Genomic DNA, 17,930 nt, shown 5'->3' on the forward strand with positions numbered 1-17,930 from the left:
TGGTGGCACGCGGCACCGACAGCGGCCCGGAACGGGCGAAGGCCCCCGGGGCGGACAGCGCCGGGGGCCTTCGGGTCGAAGCGGTCAGGAAGGGGGCGGGGCCGGTCAGACCGACTCGGCCAGCGTGGCCGCGGGGGCCGCGTCACGCGGCTCGTCCTCGCCGGGCTTGGGGGCGGCCGCTCCCCTCAGCGGGACCTCCTTCACGAACACCGCCGCGGCCAGGGCGAGCACCGCGATCGCGGAGCCGAGCAGGAACGCGGAGTGCGTACCGGAGGACACGGCGTGCTGGTACGCCTCCCGCGCGGGAGCCGGCAGCTTCGCCAGGCTGGCCGCGTCGAGCTGCGCGGACGCCTCGGTCAGCTTGGAGCCGAGGGCCCCGGCCCGCTCGGTCATGACGTCCTGCACCCGGTTGTTGAACAGGGCGCCCATGATGGCGACGCCGAAGGACGAGCCGAGCGTACGGAACAGGGTGGTGGACGAGGACGCGACCCCCATGTCCTTCATCTCCACGCTGTTCTGCGCGACGAGCATCGTGATCTGCATCAGGCAGCCCATGCCGGCGCCGAGCACCGCCATGTACAGACCGGAGGTGAAACGACTCGTCTCGGTGTCCATCATCGAGAGCAGGAACAGACCGGCGATCATCAGTACGCTGCCGACGAGCGGGAAGATCTTGTAGCGGCCGCTGCTGGTGGTGACCCGGCCGGCGACCAGCGACACGGCGAGCATCGCGCCGAGCATCGGCAGGAGCAGCAGACCGGAGTTGGTGGCGGACGCGCCCTGGACGGACTGCTGGTACAGCGGCAGGAAGAGCACGGCGCCGAACATCACGAAGCCGGTGATGAAGCCGATGATCGACATCAGCGTGAAGTTGCGGCTCCGGAAGATGTGCAGCGGGATGATCGGCGCGGCTGCCTTGGTCTGCCAGAACACGAAGCCGACGAGGGCGGCGACGCCGATCCCCGCCAGTTCCATGATTCGCGCGGAGCCCCAGGCGTACTGGCTGCCGCCCCAGGTCGTGACCAGGACGATGGAGCAGATGCCGAGGGTCAGCAGCCCGGCACCGAGGTAGTCGATCGTCGCCTTGACGCGCTTCTTCGGCAGGTGCAGTACGACGGTGATCGCGATGAGGGCGAGGGCGCCGATCGGCAGATTGATGTAGAAGGACCAGCGCCAGCCCCAGTGGTCGGTGATGGTGCCGCCGACCAGCGGGCCGAGGATCATGGCGAAGGCCATCACGCCGGCCATCATGCCCTGGTACTTGCCGCGCTCACGGGGCGGGATCAGGTCTCCGATGATCGCCATGACGCCGACCATCAGACCACCGGCGCCGAGGCCCTGGATGGCGCGGAAGCCGATGAGCTGCCCCATGTCCTGGGCCATACCGCTCAGCGCGGAGCCGATCAGGAAGATCACGATCGAGGTCAGGAAGGCGCCCTTGCGCCCGTACATGTCACCGAGTTTGCCCCAGATCGGGGTGGAGGCCGCGGTGGCGAGCGTGTATCCCGTGACCACCCAGGAAAGGTGCTCCAGGCCGCCCAGATCACCGACGATCGTCGGCATCGCGGTGCCCACGATCATGTTGTCCAGCATCGCGAGCAGCATCGCGGTCATGAGCGCCATCAGTACGACCCGTACGCTGCGCGGCTGCTTCCCCCCTTCGGCCGCCGGCTGGTCGACAGCCGGCCCCCCGGCCCCCGCGACCGCTTCGGCCGCCTGCGTCTTGTCCGCCATCGTTTCCACTCCCCTGGTTACCACTGCCGCCACCCGGCTACTTACTTGCCGACCGGCAAGCTGACTACACTGAGGAAAGTAGACCCGTAACTAGCCGGGCGTCAAGTAAGTTTAAGTAGTTTTGCCGCGGGGTCACAGGTAGGTTTTCAGGAGCACCAGGAGTACGAGGATGGGCGGCACGATGGACGGCACCAAGCGGCAGCGCCGGGGCGACACCCGGCAGCGCATCCAGGACGTCGCCCTAGAACTCTTCTCCGAGCACGGGTACGAGAAGACCTCGCTGCGGGAGATCGCCGAGCACCTCGATGTCACGAAGGCGGCGCTCTACTACCACTTCAAGACCAAGGAAGAGATCCTCATCAGCATCTTCGAGGATCTGACGAGGCCGCTCGACGAGCTGATCGAGTGGGGCAAGCAGCAGCCGCACACCCTGGAGACCAAGCAGGAGGTCCTGCGCCGCTACAGCGACGCTCTCGGCGGCGCGTCCCCGCTCTTCCGCTTCATGCAGGAGAACCAGGCGACGGTCCGCGAGCTGAGCATCGGCGAGACCTTCAAGGACCGGATGATCAGCATGCTGGACATCATCAAGGAGCCGGAGTCCCCTCTGACCGACCAGGTCCGCTGCATCAGCGCGCTCTTCACGATGCACGCCGGGATGTTCGTCCTCAAGGACGTGGAAGGCGACCCCGAGGACAAGCGCAAGGCGGTCCTGGAGGTCGCGATCGATCTGGTGACGCAGGCCCACGGCGGCCCGGCCGCGTAGGCGCCGACGCGGGGGGCACGAACGCGGAGGGACGAACGCGGAGGCGGAGCCTCTCGGCGCCGCTTCCTGACGCCGTGAGACTCCGCCTTGGTCCGCCCCGTCCGGGCACTGCCGCGCCGGCTCACCGGCACGGGGTGGATCAGACCTTGACGCCCTTGCCGTGCAGGAAGGCGACGGGGTCGATGGCCGAGCCGTAGTTCGGGGTCGTACGGATCTCGAAGTGAAGGTGCGGGCCGCTCGAGTTTCCGGTGTTGCCGGACTTGGCGATGTGCTGACCGGTCGTGACGACCTGGCCTATCTTCACGTCGATGCGCGACAGGTGGGCGTACTGCGAGTACGTGCCGTTGCCGTGCTTGATGACGATGGCGTTGCCGTACGCGGGACCGTCGCCGGCGCCGTTGCCGCCGGTCTTGACGACGGTGCCGCCGTGCGCGGCCATGACGTCGGTGCCCAGCGGCACGGCGTAGTCCTGGCCGGAGTGCTTGTGGGACCACATGCCGCCGGCCTGGTTGAAGGTCGCGGACAGCGTGTACTTCTTGACCGGGTCGATCCACGAGGCGGCCTTCTTGGCGGCGGCCTGCTTGGCGGACACGGTGGTCTTCTTGGCGGCCGCGGCCTTGGTGGCGGCTGCGGCCTTCTTCGCGGTTGCGGCCTTGGCCTGCGCGGCGGCCTGCGTCTGCACGGCGTGCGCCGCGGTGACGGTTCCACTGCTGCTGAGGCCGGATTCGGCGGCGGTCGCGACCCCTGCGCCCAACGCGACCGTGGCACTCAGACCGACGGCCACGACGGCCGCCCGGTTGCGGACCAGCGACGTGAGGGACTTGCGGGACGTGACGCGCTTCGACATGAATACCTCGCGATGACGGGGACAAGGGCGGTGCGACCACTCGGTTGCGATGACCGCCGACCGGGTGGGCCATACCTTGGTAACCCGCGCACCCAGGGATGCCCAAACCCCCTCGCTACGACGCAAACTAGTAGTTCATCCCGAAACCGAATGAACCTTGACAGCTCGGACATCTAGTAGGCGATCTTCCTGTTTCGCCCCGGGAAACGAGGTTTAGGCCCACTTCGGGCTGCGCCATCCCTGGTGAAACGGGCTTCCGGACCGTCGGCCCGCAGGACGGGAGGACCGTCCCGGGGGTTCTGGGCCAAAGGTCCTTTATGTCCGTTCTCATGCATCCACTATTCGTCCTAGTACCGGACAAATCGCCTGTGCGCCATGTCACCGGGCAGCCCGTTCCGGACCCCCCTGAATGTGACCCGGGCTACCCTCCCGCCCCTGGTCACACGGCACTTGGGGGTGTGCCCCAGGCCACTTCGGCCCCCTCCGCACTGACCCAGGGCGACGGCCCGGACATGGTCCGCGACCGTGGGGAGAGGGACCGGGGGCTCGGGCCCGCTCCGGGCAGCCCAGGAGACGGGGAACGGGGGCGGCGACGGGGCTCTCCCATCCTGCGGACGGACCTTCTGCGGACGGACCCGCTGCGCGCGGCGTGCGCCCTCGCGCGCCGGGCGCAGCGGGTCCGGCCCTCGAACGGCCGACGCGTGGAGCAGCGCCCCCAGAGACGGCGCCCCGCGCCCGGGCACGCGAAAGGGGCTGCCCCAGGACCGTGGTCCTGGGGCAGCCCCTGTCAGGCGAACCCGGGGGTTACGCCTCCTTGCTCAGGTTGGGACCGGCGCCGCCGGCCGCCTGCTCGATCGGGGGGACGTCGGGCAGTGCCGACTTCTCCTCGCCGCGGAAGGTGAAGGCCTTGGTCTCGCCCTCGCCCTCCGTGTCGACGACCACGATGTGGCCGGGACGGAGCTCGCCGAAGAGGATCTTCTCGGAGAGGACGTCCTCGATCTCGCGCTGGATGGTCCGGCGCAGCGGCCGGGCGCCCAGCACGGGGTCGTAGCCCTTCTTCGCGAGGAGCGACTTGGCACTGGGGCTGAGCTCGATGCCCATGTCCCGGTCCTTCAGACGCTCGTCCACCTTCGCGACCATGAGGTCGACGATCTGGATGATGTCTTCCTCGGTGAGCTGGTGGAAGACCACCGTGTCGTCGACACGGTTCAGGAACTCCGGGCGGAAGTGCTGCTTCAGCTCGTCGTTGACCTTGGCCTTCATCCGGTCGTAGTTGCTCTTGACGTCGCCCACGGCCGCGAAGCCGAGGTTGAAGCCCTTGGAGATGTCCCGCGTGCCGAGGTTGGTCGTCATGATGATGACCGTGTTCTTGAAGTCCACGACCCGGCCCTGGGAGTCGGTCAGACGACCGTCCTCCAGGATCTGCAGCAGCGAGTTGAAGATGTCCGGGTGGGCCTTCTCGACCTCGTCGAAGAGGACGACGGAGAACGGCTTGCGACGGACCTTCTCGGTCAGCTGACCGCCCTCTTCGTAGCCCACGTAGCCGGGGGGCGAACCGAAGAGACGCGAGACCGTGTGCTTCTCGCTGAACTCCGACATGTCGAGGGAGATCAGCGCGTCCTCGTCACCGAAGAGGAACTCCGCGAGGGTCTTCGACAGCTCCGTCTTACCGACACCCGAGGGGCCGGCGAAGATGAAGGAACCACCGGGACGCTTCGGGTCCTTCAGACCCGCTCGCGTACGGCGGATCGCCTGGGAGAGCGCCTTGATGGCGTCCTTCTGGCCGATGACCCGCTTGTGGAGCTCGTCCTCCATGCGCAGCAGACGCGAGGACTCCTCCTCGGTCAGCTTGAAGACCGGGATGCCGGTGGCCGTGGCGAGGACCTCGGCGATGAGCTCGCCGTCGACCTCGGCGACGACGTCCATGTCGCCGGCCTTCCACTCCTTCTCCCGCTTGGCCTTCGCCGCCAGCAGCTGCTTCTCCTTGTCGCGGAGAGACGCCGCCTTCTCGAAGTCCTGGGAGTCGATGGCCGACTCCTTGTCGCGGCGGACGCCCGCGATCTTCTCGTCGAACTCGCGGAGGTCCGGCGGCGCGGTCATCCGGCGGATGCGCATCCGGGAGCCCGCCTCGTCGATCAGGTCGATCGCCTTGTCGGGCAGGAAGCGGTCCGAGATGTACCGGTCGGCGAGCGTCGCCGCCTGCACCAGGGCCTCGTCGGTGATGGAGACGCGGTGGTGGGCCTCGTACCGGTCGCGCAGACCCTTGAGGATCTCGATCGTGTGGGGGAGGGAAGGCTCCGCCACCTGGATCGGCTGGAAGCGGCGCTCGAGGGCCGCGTCCTTCTCGAGGTGCTTGCGGTACTCGTCCAGCGTGGTCGCGCCGATGGTCTGCAGCTCACCGCGGGCCAGCATCGGCTTCAGGATCGAAGCCGCGTCGATGGCGCCCTCGGCGGCACCCGCTCCGACGAGCGTGTGCAGCTCGTCGATGAACAGGATGATGTCGCCGCGGGTGCGGATCTCCTTGAGCACCTTCTTCAGGCGCTCCTCGAAGTCACCGCGGTAGCGGGAGCCGGCGACCAGCGCGCCGAGGTCGAGGGTGTAGAGGTGCTTGTCCTTGAGGGTCTCGGGCACCTCGCCCTTGACGATGGCCTGCGCGAGGCCTTCGACGACGGCGGTCTTGCCGACGCCGGGCTCGCCGATCAGCACCGGGTTGTTCTTCGTACGGCGGGACAGCACCTGCATGACCCGCTCGATCTCCTTCTCGCGCCCGATGACCGGGTCGAGCTTGGACTCACGAGCGGCCTGGGTGAGGTTCCGGCCGAACTGGTCGAGGACCAGGGACGTGGAGGGGGTGCCCTCGGCGGGACCGCCACTGGCGCCGGCGGTCTCCTTGCCCTGGTAGCCGGAGAGCAGCTGGATGACCTGCTGCCGCACCCGGTTGAGGTCTGCGCCCAGCTTGACCAGGACCTGGGCGGCGACGCCCTCACCCTCACGGATCAGGCCGAGCAGGATGTGCTCCGTGCCGATGTAGTTGTGGCCCAGCTGAAGGGCCTCGCGGAGCGACAGCTCCAGGACCTTCTTGGCACGGGGGGTGAAGGGGATGTGGCCGGACGGGGCCTGCTGGCCCTGACCGATGATCTCCTCCACCTGCTGGCGGACCGCCTCGAGCGAAATCCCGAGGCTCTCCAGGGCCTTAGCGGCGACACCCTCACCCTCGTGGATCAGGCCCAGGAGGATGTGCTCGGTGCCGATGTAGTTGTGGTTGAGCATCCGGGCTTCTTCCTGAGCCAGGACGACAACCCGCCGCGCGCGGTCGGTGAACCTCTCGAACATCGTTAATCGCTCCTCAGAGCGGTCAGGCAGTAAGGGGACGCTCCCCTCCCTGTCCTTCCGCAGCTTAGTCCCGCAAGCGGGGACCGCTCATTCCAACTGCCGACACCGTCCTTGGCCTCCTGACCCCGAACGCCGACATCTGCCTCAACCTGATGGTGCGAGACGATGTTCCCGCAGGCCAGGCAGATACCCTCACCATCAGTACGCCGATGGCGAACGTGAGATGCCGGATTCCTGCGTGTCGCCCCTCCCACTAGGGATGTCTTACCCGCACGCACGGACAGTCCATGCCGCGCGCACCGGTTCCCTCCGCTACGGGCGAACACCCATGCCCCGCCGAACGCTTCCGCACGCCCGTTTGTCCGGAACTCTGTGCGCCCATGGGGACACCCAGCGTAACTCCGGGGCTCTTCCGGCGGTTGCTCCTTGCATGGTTCCCACCGTTCCCCTTCCCCGTCGGCCGCTCGACCCGGGTGATCCGGTCGATCCGGTGCAGCAGTGGTACGAGAACGAACTGGGCTGGGCCACCGTGCCCGGTCCGCCGTGGCGGCTCGTGACGGGGGTGCTCTTCGACGTCCTGGAGGGGCCTGCCGAGGCGGGGTTCGCGGCCCTGCGGCATCTCGGGCCCGGGTCCCCGGTGGTTCTGCACGGGGACCGGATGGGACTGCTGGTGGCCGCGGGGAGCGCCGAGGAGCTGCCGGGGCTGCTCGACTGGCTGGAGTGGGGCGGCCTGGCGCTGGACCTCACGGCGGTCGGCGGGGGCGGAAGCGTCGAGGCTCCCCCGCCGCCGGGTTTCCCTGCTCCGCCGGCCGGACGGGAGACGCGGGAGGACCCGCGAGGGGCCGCCCGCTGGCTGCGGCCCCCCGAGCCCGGCTGTGCCGTGCGACCGGCACTGCCGACGCTGTCGGCACTGGGCGGCGGGGCCGTCGGCGGGGGCGTTGGGGGCGCCCCCGATCTCGTACGCGTCGTACAGACGATGGCGACGCAATGTCACCGGGTGCGGCTGGGGCGCGTGAGCGCTCAGCCGTTGACCTCTTCGTACTTCTCGCGAATGGACGCGGGAACGCGGCCGCGGTCATTGACCTCGTAGCCGTTCTCCTTGGCCCACGCGCGGATCTGCGCGGTGTCCTGGCTGCCGCCGGAAGTGGCGCGCGCCTTTCCGCGTCCGCCCGAAGCACGGCCTCCGGTACGACGACCACCCTTCACGTAGGGCTCGAGAAGGCCACGGAGCTTGTCCGCATTGGCGGTCGTGAGATCGATTTCGTACGTCTTGCCGTCCAGCGCGAACGTCACGGTCTCGTCCGCCTCGCCACCGTCGAGGTCGTCGACAAGAAGGACCTGAACCTTCTGTGCCACTGGATTTCCTTTCATCGATAACTTCAGGGCAAGGAGGGTCCGCGGCGTCCGCCGTTTCGCCGTCCCTTGTTATATGCAGTACTGCAGTACGTCGGAAAGCAAACCGCTTTTGCTGGAAAAACACAAACCCCTGGCAGAGACTCAGTGGACACCGACTGCCGGGAAACATGCGCGTTTCGGACATAGGGCCCCTGGGCAAGGCGCTCGGCCGGAATAGCCGACGGCGATCACAGATGCAGAAGCATCCGGCTGTTGCCCAAGGTGTTGGGTTTCACCCGTTCGAGACCGAGGAACTCCGCCACGCCCTCGTCATAGGAACGCAGGAGCTCGGCGTACACCTCGGTGTCGACAGGAGTCTCACCGATCTCCACGAAGCCGTGCTTCGCGAAGAAGCCGACTTCGAAGGTCAGACAGAAAACCCGCCGAACGCCCAGCCACCGGGCGGTCTGCAGCAACTTCTCCAGCAGCTGATGTCCCACGCCGAGGCCCTTGACCGCCGGGTTCACGGCGAGAGTGCGGACTTCCGCGAGGTCTTCCCACATCACGTGCAGCGCGCCGCAGCCGACGACCTCGGCGTTGTCGTCGCGTTCCGCGACCCAGAACTCCTGGATGTCCTCGTAAAGAGTGACCGTGGGTTTGTCGAGGAGGATGCGGCGTCGCACGTTCGCGTCAAGGAGCCGGCGTACGGCCGCGACATCGCTGGTCCTGGCCCGCCGGACGGTGAGGGCTTTTGCGGCGACTTCGGGATGCTGTGCCGGAAGGTCTGCTGGAACCTCTGCGGGATGCTCTGCTGGCATGAGCGGACGCTATCGCCCGGAGTCGTCCTCGTGGGCGGCGGGGTTCTCCTCGGAGGGCTCGGCCGCCGGTGGCCTTTCGGCGGCTTCGGAAGCCGGGGGTTCGGGTAGTTCGGGCCCTTGCACCATGCGTACGGCATCGCTGAGCGCGACCCGTTGTTCCTGGCTCATCATCCCGAAGAAGGCGACGAGAGCGGCCGCCGGGTTGTCGCTCTGCGACCAGGCGTCGTTCATGAGGGCGGCGGAGTAGGCGGCTCGTGTGGAGACCGCTTCATATCGATAGGCCCGGCCTTCCGCCTCGCGGCGGACCCAGCCCTTCTGATGGAGATTGTCCAAAACGGTCATCACCGTGGTGTACGCGATGGACCGTTCCTGTTGAAGGTCTTCCAGGACTTCCCGAACAGTCACCGGGCGGTTCCACTTCCACACCCGCGTCATGACCGAGTCTTCGAGTTCTCCCAATGGGCGAGGCACAGTCCAGAACAATAGTGGGAGAGAGTCAACAAAAAGGGCGTACGACTCGAAGAACGTATGAAACACATGAAACGTCCGAGTCGTACGCCGTGAAGGGCGCGGTACGCGTCGGGGCGGCCCTGCGCCGCGGAGCCCCGGGCGGGGACTCCGCGGGGGCGCCCGGGAGGGTCAGACCCCGGCGTCCTTGGGGGTCGAGGCCTGCTGGGCGCTTTCCGCGCGCGCGAGGACGGCGTCGACGGCCGCGTCCTCCTTGGCCTTGTTGGCACCGCCCTGGGTCTTCACGATCGTCACGATGAGCCCGACGAAGAAGACGGCCATCACGACGGGGGGCACGAGCGCGGAGACATAGTCCATGCGTCCAGAGTAGCCAGGGGGCGCCCTGCCGATCCCTCGGGGTCGGCAGGGCGGTGTCAGCCCGCCGCCAGCTGCTGCGGGGGGTTCGCCGGGGGCGGGCCGGGCTTGCGGCGCGGCGGGAAGACCTCACCCGGGGTGGGGATGGGACGGTCCGTGCGGGGGGTGTCGGCCGGGGGCTGCGACCGGGGTTTCGGCTCGGCCTTCTTCTCCGGCCGGTCGGCGGCCCGGCCTCCGGGCAGCGCCAGCAGCCGGGTGCGGGACGACGGCACCGACGGGACCGCGGCGACCGAGCGGCCCGCGAGCCGGGCGCGCACGTCCTGCTCGGCGAGGACCCGGCAGCGGTCCAGCAGGGCGGCCGCGGTGGGGTTGCCGCGCAGTGCGCGCAGCGCCGCGAGGTCGTCGGCGTTCGGCCGGTAGCCGGCCGCGAGGACGTCCTCCAGGAGGACGAGGTAGCCGCCGACGGTGCCCGGCAGCGCGGCACGGTAGCGGGAGAGGTCCGCCAGCAGGAAGGCCCGGAGCCTGACCCCCTCCTGGAGCGCCTCGTCGACCGACTCGGCGAGGCGATGGCAGTCCTGGACGTCCTCGGCCGAGACGGGACTGGGGTGCAGGGCAAGGGCGAGAGCGCGACGGAGCACACGCAGCTCCTCCGCACCGAACGCCATGCCGCCGTGGGATCCGTAAGGCGTAGGCATGCGGTGACGATACGCGCTAATCAGACAAAAGCCGCATAGCGAAAGAAATATGGCGCGTCCCGTTCGGGGGCGGTCACGGAAGAACTCCGGAGAACGGGTTCACGGGAACTCTCCGGAGAAGTCCGCGAGAACGCCGGCGCGGGACACCGGGAACACATCGCGCGAAGAGTCGCGGACGCCGAAAGGAGCCGCATTCGGAAAGGGGCGCGGCGCGGGCCGGCCGGTTCCGCGGGATTTCCGAGCGGGGCCGGGGTCCGGCGGACGGCCGGACCCCGGAGGCTCACATGCGGGAGACGTTGCGCTCGTAGACCAGGCGCAGACCGATCAGGGTCAGCCACGGTTCGTGCTCGTCGATCACCGAGGACTCGCCGAGGACCATGGGGGCGAGGCCGCCCGTGGCGATGACGGTGACGTCCTCGGGGTCCTCCGCGAGCTCGCGCGCCATGCGGTTCACGACGCCGTCGACCTGGCCGGCGAACCCGTAGATGATCCCGGACTGCATGGCCTCGACGGTGTTCTTGCCGATCACCGAGCGCGGCCGGGCCACCTCGATCTTGCGGAGCTGCGCGCCCCGGACACCGAGCGCCTCGACGGAGATCTCGATGCCGGGCGCGATGACGCCGCCGATGTACTCGCCGCGCGCGCTGACGGCGTCGAACGTGGTCGCCGTGCCGAAGTCGACGACGATCGCCGGTCCCCCGTAGAGCTCGACGGCCGCGACGGAGTTGATGATCCGGTCGGCGCCGACCTCCTTCGGGTTGTCCGTGAGGATCGGCACGCCGGTCTTGACGCCGGGCTCGACGAGGACGGCGGGGACATCGCCGTAGTAGCGCCGCGTCACCTCGCGCAGCTCGTGCAGCACGGACGGGACGGTGGCGCAGATCGCGATGCCGTCGATGCCGTCGCCGAGTTCCTCGCCGAGCAGCGGGTGCATGCCCATGAGGCCCTGGAGCAGCACGGCGAGCTCGTCGGCGGTGCGGCGCGAGTCGGTGGAGATGCGCCAGTGCTCGACGATCTCCTCCCCGTCGAAGAGACCGAGGACCGTGTGGGTGTTGCCTACGTCGATGGTCAGCAGCATGGCCGGGGTTACTCCGCCGCTCGCAGGTCGAGGCCGATGTCCAGGATCGGCGAGGAGTGCGTGAGCGCGCCCACGGCCAGGAAGTCGACGCCCGTCCCCGCGTACGTCGCGGCGTCGGCGAGGGTCAGCCGGCCGGACGCCTCCAGGAGGGCGCGGCCCTCGACGACGCCGACGGCCTTCTCGCACTCGGCGGGCGTGAAGTTGTCCAGAAGGATCAGGTCGGCGCCCGCCTCCACGACGTCACGGAGCTGGTCCAGGGTGTCGACCTCGACCTCGATCGGGAGGTCCGGGAAGGCCTCCCGCACGGCCTTGAACGCCTGGGCCACGCCGCCCGCGGCGACCACGTGGTTGTCCTTGACCAGCGCGGCGTCCGAGAGGGACATGCGGTGGTTGACGCCGCCGCCGCAGCGCACGGCGAACTTCTCCAGCGAGCGCAGGCCCGGCGTCGTCTTGCGGGTGTCCCGCACGCGGGTGCTGGTTCCCTCCAGGGCGTCCGCCCACGCGCGCGTGGCGGTCGCGATGCCGGAAAGGCGGCACAGGATGTTGAGCGCGCTGCGCTCGGCCGTGAGCAGGTCACGGGTGCGGGTGGTGACGCTGAGCAGGGTCTGGCCGGCCTCGACGCGGTCGCCGTCCTCGACGTGCCGCTCGACCTCGAACTCGTCCGTGCAGACCACGGAGAGCACCGCCTCGGCGACCCGCAGGCCCGCGACGACGCCCGCGTCCCGGGCGGTGAAGTCACCGGTGGACACGGCGTCCTCGGCGACGGTCGCGACACTCGTCACGTCCACCCCGTGGTCGAGGTCCTCCTGGATCGCCACGTTGGCGATGTCCTCGACCTCGAGGGGGTCGAGTCCGGCGTCGGCGAGGAGCTGGGCGAGCGCGGGGTCGAGGCCGCACTCCAGGTACTCCTCGTCCGTTTCGGCGCCGCAGCCGCAGCCGTCGCCGCAGCCACCGCTCTGGACGAGGGGAAGGTCGGGGGTGCTCACTTCGGTCACTGCTCCTGGGGACGGGACGGGGGCGCCTGACGAGGCTGCCGGGTCGTCGGGGGGAAGTCTGCGGTATCGGTGGTCCGGACCGCGAGTGTCCGGTCGGGATTCAGCCGTACGACGATGTGGCGGCGCCAGTCCGTGTCGTCCCGGTCCGCGTGGTCCTCGCGCCAGTGGCAGCCGCGGGTCTCCTCACGGAGGAGGGCGGCGGCGACCAGGACGCGGGCCACGCACAGCAGGTTGGTCGCCTCCCAGGTGTCGACGCCCGGCTCGGAGGTCTTGCCGTTCTCGTCGAGGGCCTCCCGCGCCTCGCCGTGCAGGCGCTGGAGCTGGTCGGCCGCGGTCGCGAGGGACTCGGCGGAGCGCAGCACGCCGGCGCCGCCGGTCATGATCCGCTGGATCGCGAACCGGGCCTCCGGGGCGAGCAGCGGGTGCGCGGGCTTCTCCGGATGCGGGACCGCCTCGGGCACGCGCGCGTGGAGGCCGTCCTCGGCGCTGCCCGCCGCGATGTCGGCGGCGATGCGCTCCGCGTAGACCAGGCCCTCCAGCAGCGAGTTCGAGGCGAGCCGGTTGGCGCCGTGGACGCCGGTGCAGGCGACCTCGCCGCACGCGTACAGACCGGGGACGGTGGTGCGGCCGCGGGCGTCGGTCCGTACGCCTCCGGAGGCGTAGTGCGCGGCCGGGGAGACCGGGACGGGCTCGGTGACGGGGTCGATGCCGTGGGCCCGGCAGGCGGCGAGGATGGTCGGGAAGCGGTGCTCCCACATGTCGGCGCCGAAGTGCCGGGCGTCGAGGAACATGTGCTCGGCGTCCTGCTCCTGCATGCGGCGCGTGATGCCCTTGGCGACGATGTCGCGGGGCGCCAGCTCGGCCAGTTCGTGCTGGCCGACCATGAAGCGCACGCCGTCCGCGTCGACCAGGTGGGCGCCCTCGCCGCGGACCGCCTCGGAGACCAGCGGCTGCTGGCCCTCCGCGTCGGCCCCGAGGAACAGCACCGTCGGGTGGAACTGGACGAATTCGAGGTCGGAGACCTCGGCGCCCGCGCGCAGGGCGAGGGCCACGCCGTCGCCCGTGGAGACGGACGGGTTGGTGGTCGCGGAGTAGACCTGGCCCATGCCGCCGGTGGCGAGGACCACGGCGGGGGCGTGCACGGCGCCCACGCCGTCGTGCTGGCCCTCTCCCATGACGTGCAGGGTGACGCCCGCCGTGCGGCCCTCGGCGTCGGTGAGGAGGTCGAGGACGAGCGCGTTCTCGACCGTGGCCAGGCTCCGCTCGCGGACCGCCTCGACCAGGGCCCGGGAGATCTCGGCACCCGTGGCGTCGCCGCCCGCGTGCGCGATGCGCCGGCGGTGGTGACCGCCCTCCCGGGTGAGTTCGAGGCCGCCCTCGGAGGACTCGTCGAAGTGCGCGCCGGTCGCGATGAGCCGGCGGACCGCGTCGGGGCCCTCGGTGACGAGGATGCGCACCGCCTCCTCGTCGCACAGGCCGGCACCCGCGACGAGGGTGTCGTCGAGGTGCTGCTCGGGGGTGTCGCCGTCGCCGAGGGCCGCGGCGATGCCGCCCTGCGCCCAGCGGGTGGAGCCGTCGTCGAGGCGGGCCTTGGTGACGACGACGGTGCGCAGCCCCGCGGCCTCGCAGCGCAGGGCCGTGGTCAGGCCGGCGACGCCGGAGCCCACGACCACGACGTCCGCGGTGAGGGCCCAGCCGGGGGCGGGCGCGTGCAGGCGTATGCCGGTGCCCGTAGCGCTGTCTGAACCTGTGCCTTTGCCGGTCACGAGGCGGCTCCGAAGGTGAGGGGGATGTTGTCGATCAGCCGGGTCGTCCCGACCCGGGCGGCGACGGCGAGGACCGCCTCGCCGGTGAAGTCGTCCTGGACGTCGGTGAAGTCGGAGGGGTCGACGAGAGCCAGGTAGTCCAGGGTCAGCGGCGGGTTCATGCGGGCCGCCTCGTCGAGGACGAGCCGGGCGGCCGAGCGGACCCCGACGGGTCCGCCGGGGGCGGCCTTCGCGACGGCGTGCGCGTCGGCCGCGGCCCGGGACTCGCCCAGGGCGCTCAGGGCCTCGGCACGCGCGCGCGTGGCGGGCACCTCGCGGGCCCGGGCGCGCAGCGCCTCCTGCGCGGCGTGCCGGTCGCGGCCCGCGAACAGGGCCTGCGAGAGGGCGAGCGCGGTGTGCCGCTCGGCCGCCGCCAGGTAGCGGTTGCGGCTGGAGAGGGCGAGGCCGTCCTCCTCGCGCACGGTGGGCACGCCGACGATGTCCACGCCGAAGTTCAGGTCGCGGACCATGCGCCGGATCAGCGCCAGCTGCTGGGCGTCCTTCTGCCCGAACAGCGCGGCGTCCGGGCGGGTGAGGTGCAGCAGCTTGGCGACGACGGTGAGCATGCCGTCGAAGTGTCCCGGCCGCGCGGAGCCCTCCAGGCGCTCGCCCATCGGCCCGGCGGAGATCCGGACCTGCGGTTCGCCGCCGGGGTAGACCTCGTCCACGGCGGGCGCGAACACGACGTCCGCACCGGCCAGTTCGCCGATCTTCAGGTCGGCGTCGAGGGTGCGGGGGTAGCGGTCGAGGTCCTCGCCCTGCCCGAACTGGAGGGGGTTCACGAAGACGGTCACGACGACCTCGCCGTCGTCACCCGCGATCTCACGGGCGGCGCGCACCAGGGTGGCGTGGCCCTCGTGGAGTGCGCCCATCGTCATGACGACGGCTCGGCGGCCCGTGCGGGCGCGCGCGTGCAGCTCGTCGGCGGTGCGCAGCAGGGCGGTGGTCATCGGGTGTCTCCCTCGGTCCCCTGGGTCCCGTCCGCTCCGTTGGCGAGTACCCCCAGGAGGTCCTCGGCGAGTTCCGGCTTGAGCAGTCCGTGGGCGAGCGCGCGGTCGGCGGTCGCGCGGGCCATCGCGAGGTAGCCGGCGACGGTCTGCGGGGCGTGCTCGCGCAGTTCGGCGACGTGCGCGGCGACCGTGCCGGCGTCGCCGCGCGCGACGGGGCCGGTCAGGGCCGCGTCGCCCGATCGCAGGGCGTTGTCCAGCGCGGCGCCCAGCAGCGGGCCGAGCATCCGGTCGGGGGCCTCGACACCGGCGGTGCGCAGCAGCTCCATGGACTCGGCGACCAGGGTCACCAGGTGGTTGGCGCCGAGCGCGAGGGCCGCGTGGTAGAGCGGCCGGGACTCCTCGGCGATCCACTCGGGCTCGCCGCCCATCTCGATCACCAGGGCCTCGGCGGCCAGCCGCAGCTCGTCGGGGGCGGTGACCCCGAAAGAGCAGCCTGCGAGCCGCTGGACGTCCACGGCGGTGCCGGTGAAGGTCATCGCGGGGTGCAGCGCGAGCGGCAGCGCGCCCGCCCTGAGGACCGGGTCGAGGACACGCGCGCCGTACCGGCCGGAGGTGTGCACGACGAGCTGGCCGGGCCGGACGGCGCCGGTCTCGGCGAGGCCCTCGACGAGCCCGGGCAGGGCGTCGTCCGGGACGGTCAGCAGCACCAGTTCGGAGCGCTCCAGGACCTGCGCCGGGGAGAGCAGCGGCACGTCGGGCAGCAGCTGCGCGGCGCGGCGCCGGGAGGCGTCGGAGACGCCCGAGACGGCCACCGGGCGGTGCCCGGCGAGCTGGAGCGCGGCGGCGAGGGCGGGGCCGACCCGGCCTGCGCCGACGACGCCGACGGCGAGCCGCGCTGGGCGGTCCTTGGGCTCTGACTGCGGGAACATACTCACTCGACGGCGGCCTTCCGTTCCAGTCCGCTCGGGGTACCGGACGATTTCTCGTCATGTTAACGCGATTGCCTCGGGAGGCGTCCGGTCGTCCACAGGCTGTGGGTGCCCGCGGACGGCCCGGAACCCCGGCCGGCCGACCGCGCGAGCACGATCCGCGCAGGTCACGGGCGTGCGGAAAATTGAAGATGACCGCCGGGCAGGCTCAGGACATCATCCAGGGATGAGCGACAGGGCGACAGAGACGGGTACGGAGCCTGCGGAGCAGGCCGGGGAGGCGGCGGCACCGCTGTCTCCCAAGGAGCGGTTCGAGCGGCGCGCGGTCGCCTGGAAGACGGCGGAGCGGGTGCTGTGGCGGCCCAGCTACCAGCAGACCCTTCGTGAGCGCCTGGCGTGGCTGAGCGAGGCCGCCGAGGAGACGTACGACCTCGGCGGGCGGGTCGACATGTACGGCGACGGCATCGTCGAGGCCCTGGAGGAGCGCGTCGCCGGGCTGCTGGGCAAGGAGGCCGCGGCGTTCTTCCCGACCGGCACCATGGCCCAGCAGATCGCGCTGCGCTGCTGGGCCGGCCGCACCGGGAACCCGACGGTCGCCCTGCACGCCCTCAACCATCCCGAGGTCCATGAGCGGCACGCGTTCAGCCAGGTCAGCGGGTTGCGCCCGGTGCGTCTGACGGACGAGTCGCGGATGCCGACCGCCGAGGAGGTACGGGACTTCCCCGAGCCGTTCGGCGCGCTGCTGCTGGAACTGCCGCTCAGGGACGCCGGTTTCGTCCTGCCCACCTGGGAGGAGCTGACCGAGGTGGTCGAGGCCGCCCGCGAACGCGACGCGGTGGTCCACTTCGACGGGGCCCGCCTCTGGGAGTGCACCCCGCACTTCGGCCGCCCCCTCGACGAGATCGCGGGCCTCGCGGACAGCGTGTACGTGTCGTTCTACAAGTCCCTCGACGGCTTCGGCGGCGCGGCGATCGCCGGCCCCAGGACGCTCATCGACGAGGCGAAGACCTGGCGGCACCGGTACGGCGGCATGATCATCCAGCAGTTCCCGACCGTCCTGTCCGCCCTGATCGGCCTGGAGCGGGAACTGCCCCGGCTGCCGGAGTACGTCGCCCACGCGCGCGTGGTGGCGACCGCCCTGCGCGAGGGGCTCGCCGAGGCCGGGGTGCCGTGGGCCCGCGTCCACCCGGAGGTGCCGCACACCCACCAGTTCCAGGTCTGGCTGCCGTACGACCCGGACGTCCTCGGGGACGCGGCGCTGCTGCAGACGGAGGAGACCCGGACGGGCCTGTTCGGCCAGGGCTGGGCACCCGGAGGCCCGGGCCTCTCGCTCACCGAGGTCACCGTGGCGGGGCCGGGCATGGAGTGGACGGCGGACGACGTGAAGGCGGCCGTCCGCGAGTTCGTGAAGCGACTGCCCGCGAGTTCGTGAAGCGACTGCCCGTCGCGGTCACCGGGAGGCCGCGACGGGCCCCGGCTCAGCGCTCAGCGCTCAGCGCTCAGGGCTCAGGGCTCAACAGGCCGGGTGGTGGCGTCCTCCGTGCAGCCACCGGCCCAGGGCGCCCCGGATCCGTCCCCGCGCCGGGCGCCCTGCCACGACCGCCCGGAAACGCCGGTACTCACGCAGCTCGCGCACGGTCTCGGCGTCGTGGGCGCCCGGTGCCGGAGGGGCGGGCTCCCCGTGCTGCGCGGCGCGGTAGGTGTCCAGGAGGTACTGCTGGGTGATGCTCATGACGGATCGCCTCTCGGGACGGTGACGGGATCCGAAGGTCCGCGCGAAGTGCCCTGCTCGTCCCAGGTTGCGCCTCATCACGACGGGTGTCGCG

General features: G+C 70.7%; 17 protein-coding genes. 3 read left to right on the forward strand and 14 right to left on the reverse strand.

The features are described 5' to 3' along the window. Window positions 1-105: 105 nt before the first annotated feature. Window positions 106-1,734, reverse strand: a complete 1,629-nt coding sequence (locus ABZT74_RS28630) for an MDR family MFS transporter (RefSeq protein ID WP_356439370.1) — start codon at window positions 1,732-1,734, stop codon at window positions 106-108. 169 nt (window positions 1,735-1,903) lie between these two features. Between ABZT74_RS28630 and ABZT74_RS28635 the strand changes: the two genes are divergently transcribed. Next, the gene (locus tag ABZT74_RS28635) at window positions 1,904-2,497 is read left to right on the forward strand and encodes a TetR/AcrR family transcriptional regulator (protein ID WP_356439373.1); all 594 of its coding nucleotides are present in this window, start codon (window positions 1,904-1,906) and stop codon (window positions 2,495-2,497) included. Window positions 2,498-2,636: 139 nt separating this feature from the next. Here ABZT74_RS28635 and ABZT74_RS28640 read toward each other — a convergent pair whose 3' ends face one another. After that, entirely contained in the window at window positions 2,637-3,344 is a 708-nt protein-coding gene (locus ABZT74_RS28640; RefSeq protein WP_356176078.1) for a M23 family metallopeptidase, read from the reverse strand. An 804-nt stretch (window positions 3,345-4,148) separates the two neighbouring features. After that, the gene (locus ABZT74_RS28645; RefSeq protein ID WP_355878711.1) at window positions 4,149-6,677 is read right to left on the reverse strand and encodes an ATP-dependent Clp protease ATP-binding subunit; all 2,529 of its coding nucleotides are present in this window, start codon (window positions 6,675-6,677) and stop codon (window positions 4,149-4,151) included. 430 nt (window positions 6,678-7,107) lie between these two features. Between ABZT74_RS28645 and ABZT74_RS28650 the strand changes: the two genes are divergently transcribed. Next, the gene (locus ABZT74_RS28650; RefSeq protein ID WP_356439376.1) at window positions 7,108-7,767 is read left to right on the forward strand and encodes an SCO3374 family protein; all 660 of its coding nucleotides are present in this window, start codon (window positions 7,108-7,110) and stop codon (window positions 7,765-7,767) included. Here the strand turns inward: ABZT74_RS28650 and ABZT74_RS28655 are convergent. The 10 genes from ABZT74_RS28655 to ABZT74_RS28700 form a co-directional block, all read right to left on the reverse strand. Further along, window positions 7,698-8,033 (reverse strand): Lsr2 family protein, encoded by a 336-nt coding sequence (locus ABZT74_RS28655; RefSeq protein WP_081218632.1) that lies wholly within the window; start codon window positions 8,031-8,033, stop codon window positions 7,698-7,700. The two genes, ABZT74_RS28650 and ABZT74_RS28655, sit on opposite strands and share 70 nt — an antisense overlap. Before the next feature lie 227 nt (window positions 8,034-8,260). Then, complete coding sequence (locus ABZT74_RS28660; protein ID WP_355878717.1) at window positions 8,261-8,830, reverse strand: amino-acid N-acetyltransferase; 570 nt, start codon at window positions 8,828-8,830, stop codon at window positions 8,261-8,263. Between the two features lie 9 nt (window positions 8,831-8,839). Further along, window positions 8,840-9,301, reverse strand: coding sequence for a BlaI/MecI/CopY family transcriptional regulator (locus tag ABZT74_RS28665; protein ID WP_355878720.1), 462 nt, complete (start codon window positions 9,299-9,301; stop codon window positions 8,840-8,842). A 168-nt stretch (window positions 9,302-9,469) separates the two neighbouring features. Further along, entirely contained in the window at window positions 9,470-9,655 is a 186-nt protein-coding gene (locus tag ABZT74_RS28670) for a hypothetical protein (RefSeq protein ID WP_356176084.1), read from the reverse strand. A 56-nt stretch (window positions 9,656-9,711) separates the two neighbouring features. Beyond that, window positions 9,712-10,317, reverse strand: a complete 606-nt coding sequence (locus ABZT74_RS28675) for a hypothetical protein (RefSeq protein WP_356439461.1) — start codon at window positions 10,315-10,317, stop codon at window positions 9,712-9,714. Window positions 10,318-10,627: 310 nt separating this feature from the next. Further along, a complete protein-coding gene (locus ABZT74_RS28680) occupies window positions 10,628-11,425 on the reverse strand; it encodes a type III pantothenate kinase (protein WP_355878726.1) in 798 nt (265 codons plus the stop codon). A gap of 8 nt (window positions 11,426-11,433) precedes the next feature. Continuing rightward, entirely contained in the window at window positions 11,434-12,411 is a 978-nt protein-coding gene (gene nadC, locus ABZT74_RS28685) for a carboxylating nicotinate-nucleotide diphosphorylase (protein WP_356176190.1), read from the reverse strand. A gap of 5 nt (window positions 12,412-12,416) precedes the next feature. After that, on the reverse strand, window positions 12,417-14,186 hold the full coding sequence (locus ABZT74_RS28690) for an L-aspartate oxidase (RefSeq protein ID WP_355878733.1): 1,770 nt from the start codon (window positions 14,184-14,186) through the stop codon (window positions 12,417-12,419). After that, window positions 14,183-15,175, reverse strand: coding sequence for a pantoate--beta-alanine ligase (gene panC, locus ABZT74_RS28695; protein ID WP_356439379.1), 993 nt, complete (start codon window positions 15,173-15,175; stop codon window positions 14,183-14,185). Before panC ends, ABZT74_RS28690 begins: the two co-directional genes overlap by 4 nt. Continuing rightward, window positions 15,172-16,110: a DUF2520 domain-containing protein gene (locus tag ABZT74_RS28700; RefSeq protein ID WP_356176091.1), complete on the reverse strand. Its 939-nt coding sequence runs from the start codon at window positions 16,108-16,110 to the stop codon at window positions 15,172-15,174. The genes panC and ABZT74_RS28700 overlap by 4 nt, the downstream gene beginning before the upstream one ends. Before the next feature lie 220 nt (window positions 16,111-16,330). Between ABZT74_RS28700 and ABZT74_RS28705 the strand changes: the two genes are divergently transcribed. Beyond that, on the forward strand, window positions 16,331-17,536 hold the full coding sequence (locus tag ABZT74_RS28705; protein WP_356176094.1) for a beta-eliminating lyase-related protein: 1,206 nt from the start codon (window positions 16,331-16,333) through the stop codon (window positions 17,534-17,536). 81 nt (window positions 17,537-17,617) lie between these two features. Here the strand turns inward: ABZT74_RS28705 and ABZT74_RS28710 are convergent, their stop codons facing one another. After that, on the reverse strand, window positions 17,618-17,836 hold the full coding sequence (locus ABZT74_RS28710) for a hypothetical protein (RefSeq protein WP_355878743.1): 219 nt from the start codon (window positions 17,834-17,836) through the stop codon (window positions 17,618-17,620). Window positions 17,837-17,930 lie beyond the last annotated feature (94 nt).

The sequence above is a fragment of the Streptomyces sp. NPDC005302 genome (assembly GCF_040607345.1).
Lineage (GTDB): Bacteria > Actinomycetota > Actinomycetes > Streptomycetales > Streptomycetaceae > Streptomyces.

Excerpts from the sequence above, each read along its gene's own strand:
- ABZT74_RS28660 (WP_355878717.1), bottom strand. The coding sequence starts at position 8,830 with ATGCCAGCAGAGCATCCCGCAGAGGTTCCAGCAGACCTTCCGGCACAG.
- ABZT74_RS28640 (WP_356176078.1), bottom strand. The coding sequence starts at position 3,344 with ATGTCGAAGCGCGTCACGTCCCGCAAGTCCCTCACGTCGCTGGTCCGC.
- ABZT74_RS28650 (WP_356439376.1), top strand. The coding sequence starts at position 7,108 with ATGGTTCCCACCGTTCCCCTTCCCCGTCGGCCGCTCGACCCGGGTGAT.
- ABZT74_RS28645 (WP_355878711.1), bottom strand. The coding sequence starts at position 6,677 with ATGTTCGAGAGGTTCACCGACCGCGCGCGGCGGGTTGTCGTCCTGGCT.
- ABZT74_RS28635 (WP_356439373.1), top strand. The coding sequence starts at position 1,904 with ATGGGCGGCACGATGGACGGCACCAAGCGGCAGCGCCGGGGCGACACC.
- ABZT74_RS28675 (WP_356439461.1), bottom strand. The coding sequence starts at position 10,317 with ATGGCGTTCGGTGCGGAGGAGCTGCGTGTGCTCCGTCGCGCTCTCGCC.
- ABZT74_RS28680 (WP_355878726.1), bottom strand. The coding sequence starts at position 11,425 with ATGCTGCTGACCATCGACGTAGGCAACACCCACACGGTCCTCGGTCTC.
- ABZT74_RS28630 (WP_356439370.1), bottom strand. The coding sequence starts at position 1,734 with ATGGCGGACAAGACGCAGGCGGCCGAAGCGGTCGCGGGGGCCGGGGGG.
- ABZT74_RS28710 (WP_355878743.1), bottom strand. The coding sequence starts at position 17,836 with ATGAGCATCACCCAGCAGTACCTCCTGGACACCTACCGCGCCGCGCAG.
- panC (WP_356439379.1), bottom strand. The coding sequence starts at position 15,175 with ATGACCACCGCCCTGCTGCGCACCGCCGACGAGCTGCACGCGCGCGCC.
- ABZT74_RS28670 (WP_356176084.1), bottom strand. The coding sequence starts at position 9,655 with ATGGACTATGTCTCCGCGCTCGTGCCCCCCGTCGTGATGGCCGTCTTC.
- ABZT74_RS28705 (WP_356176094.1), top strand. The coding sequence starts at position 16,331 with ATGAGCGACAGGGCGACAGAGACGGGTACGGAGCCTGCGGAGCAGGCC.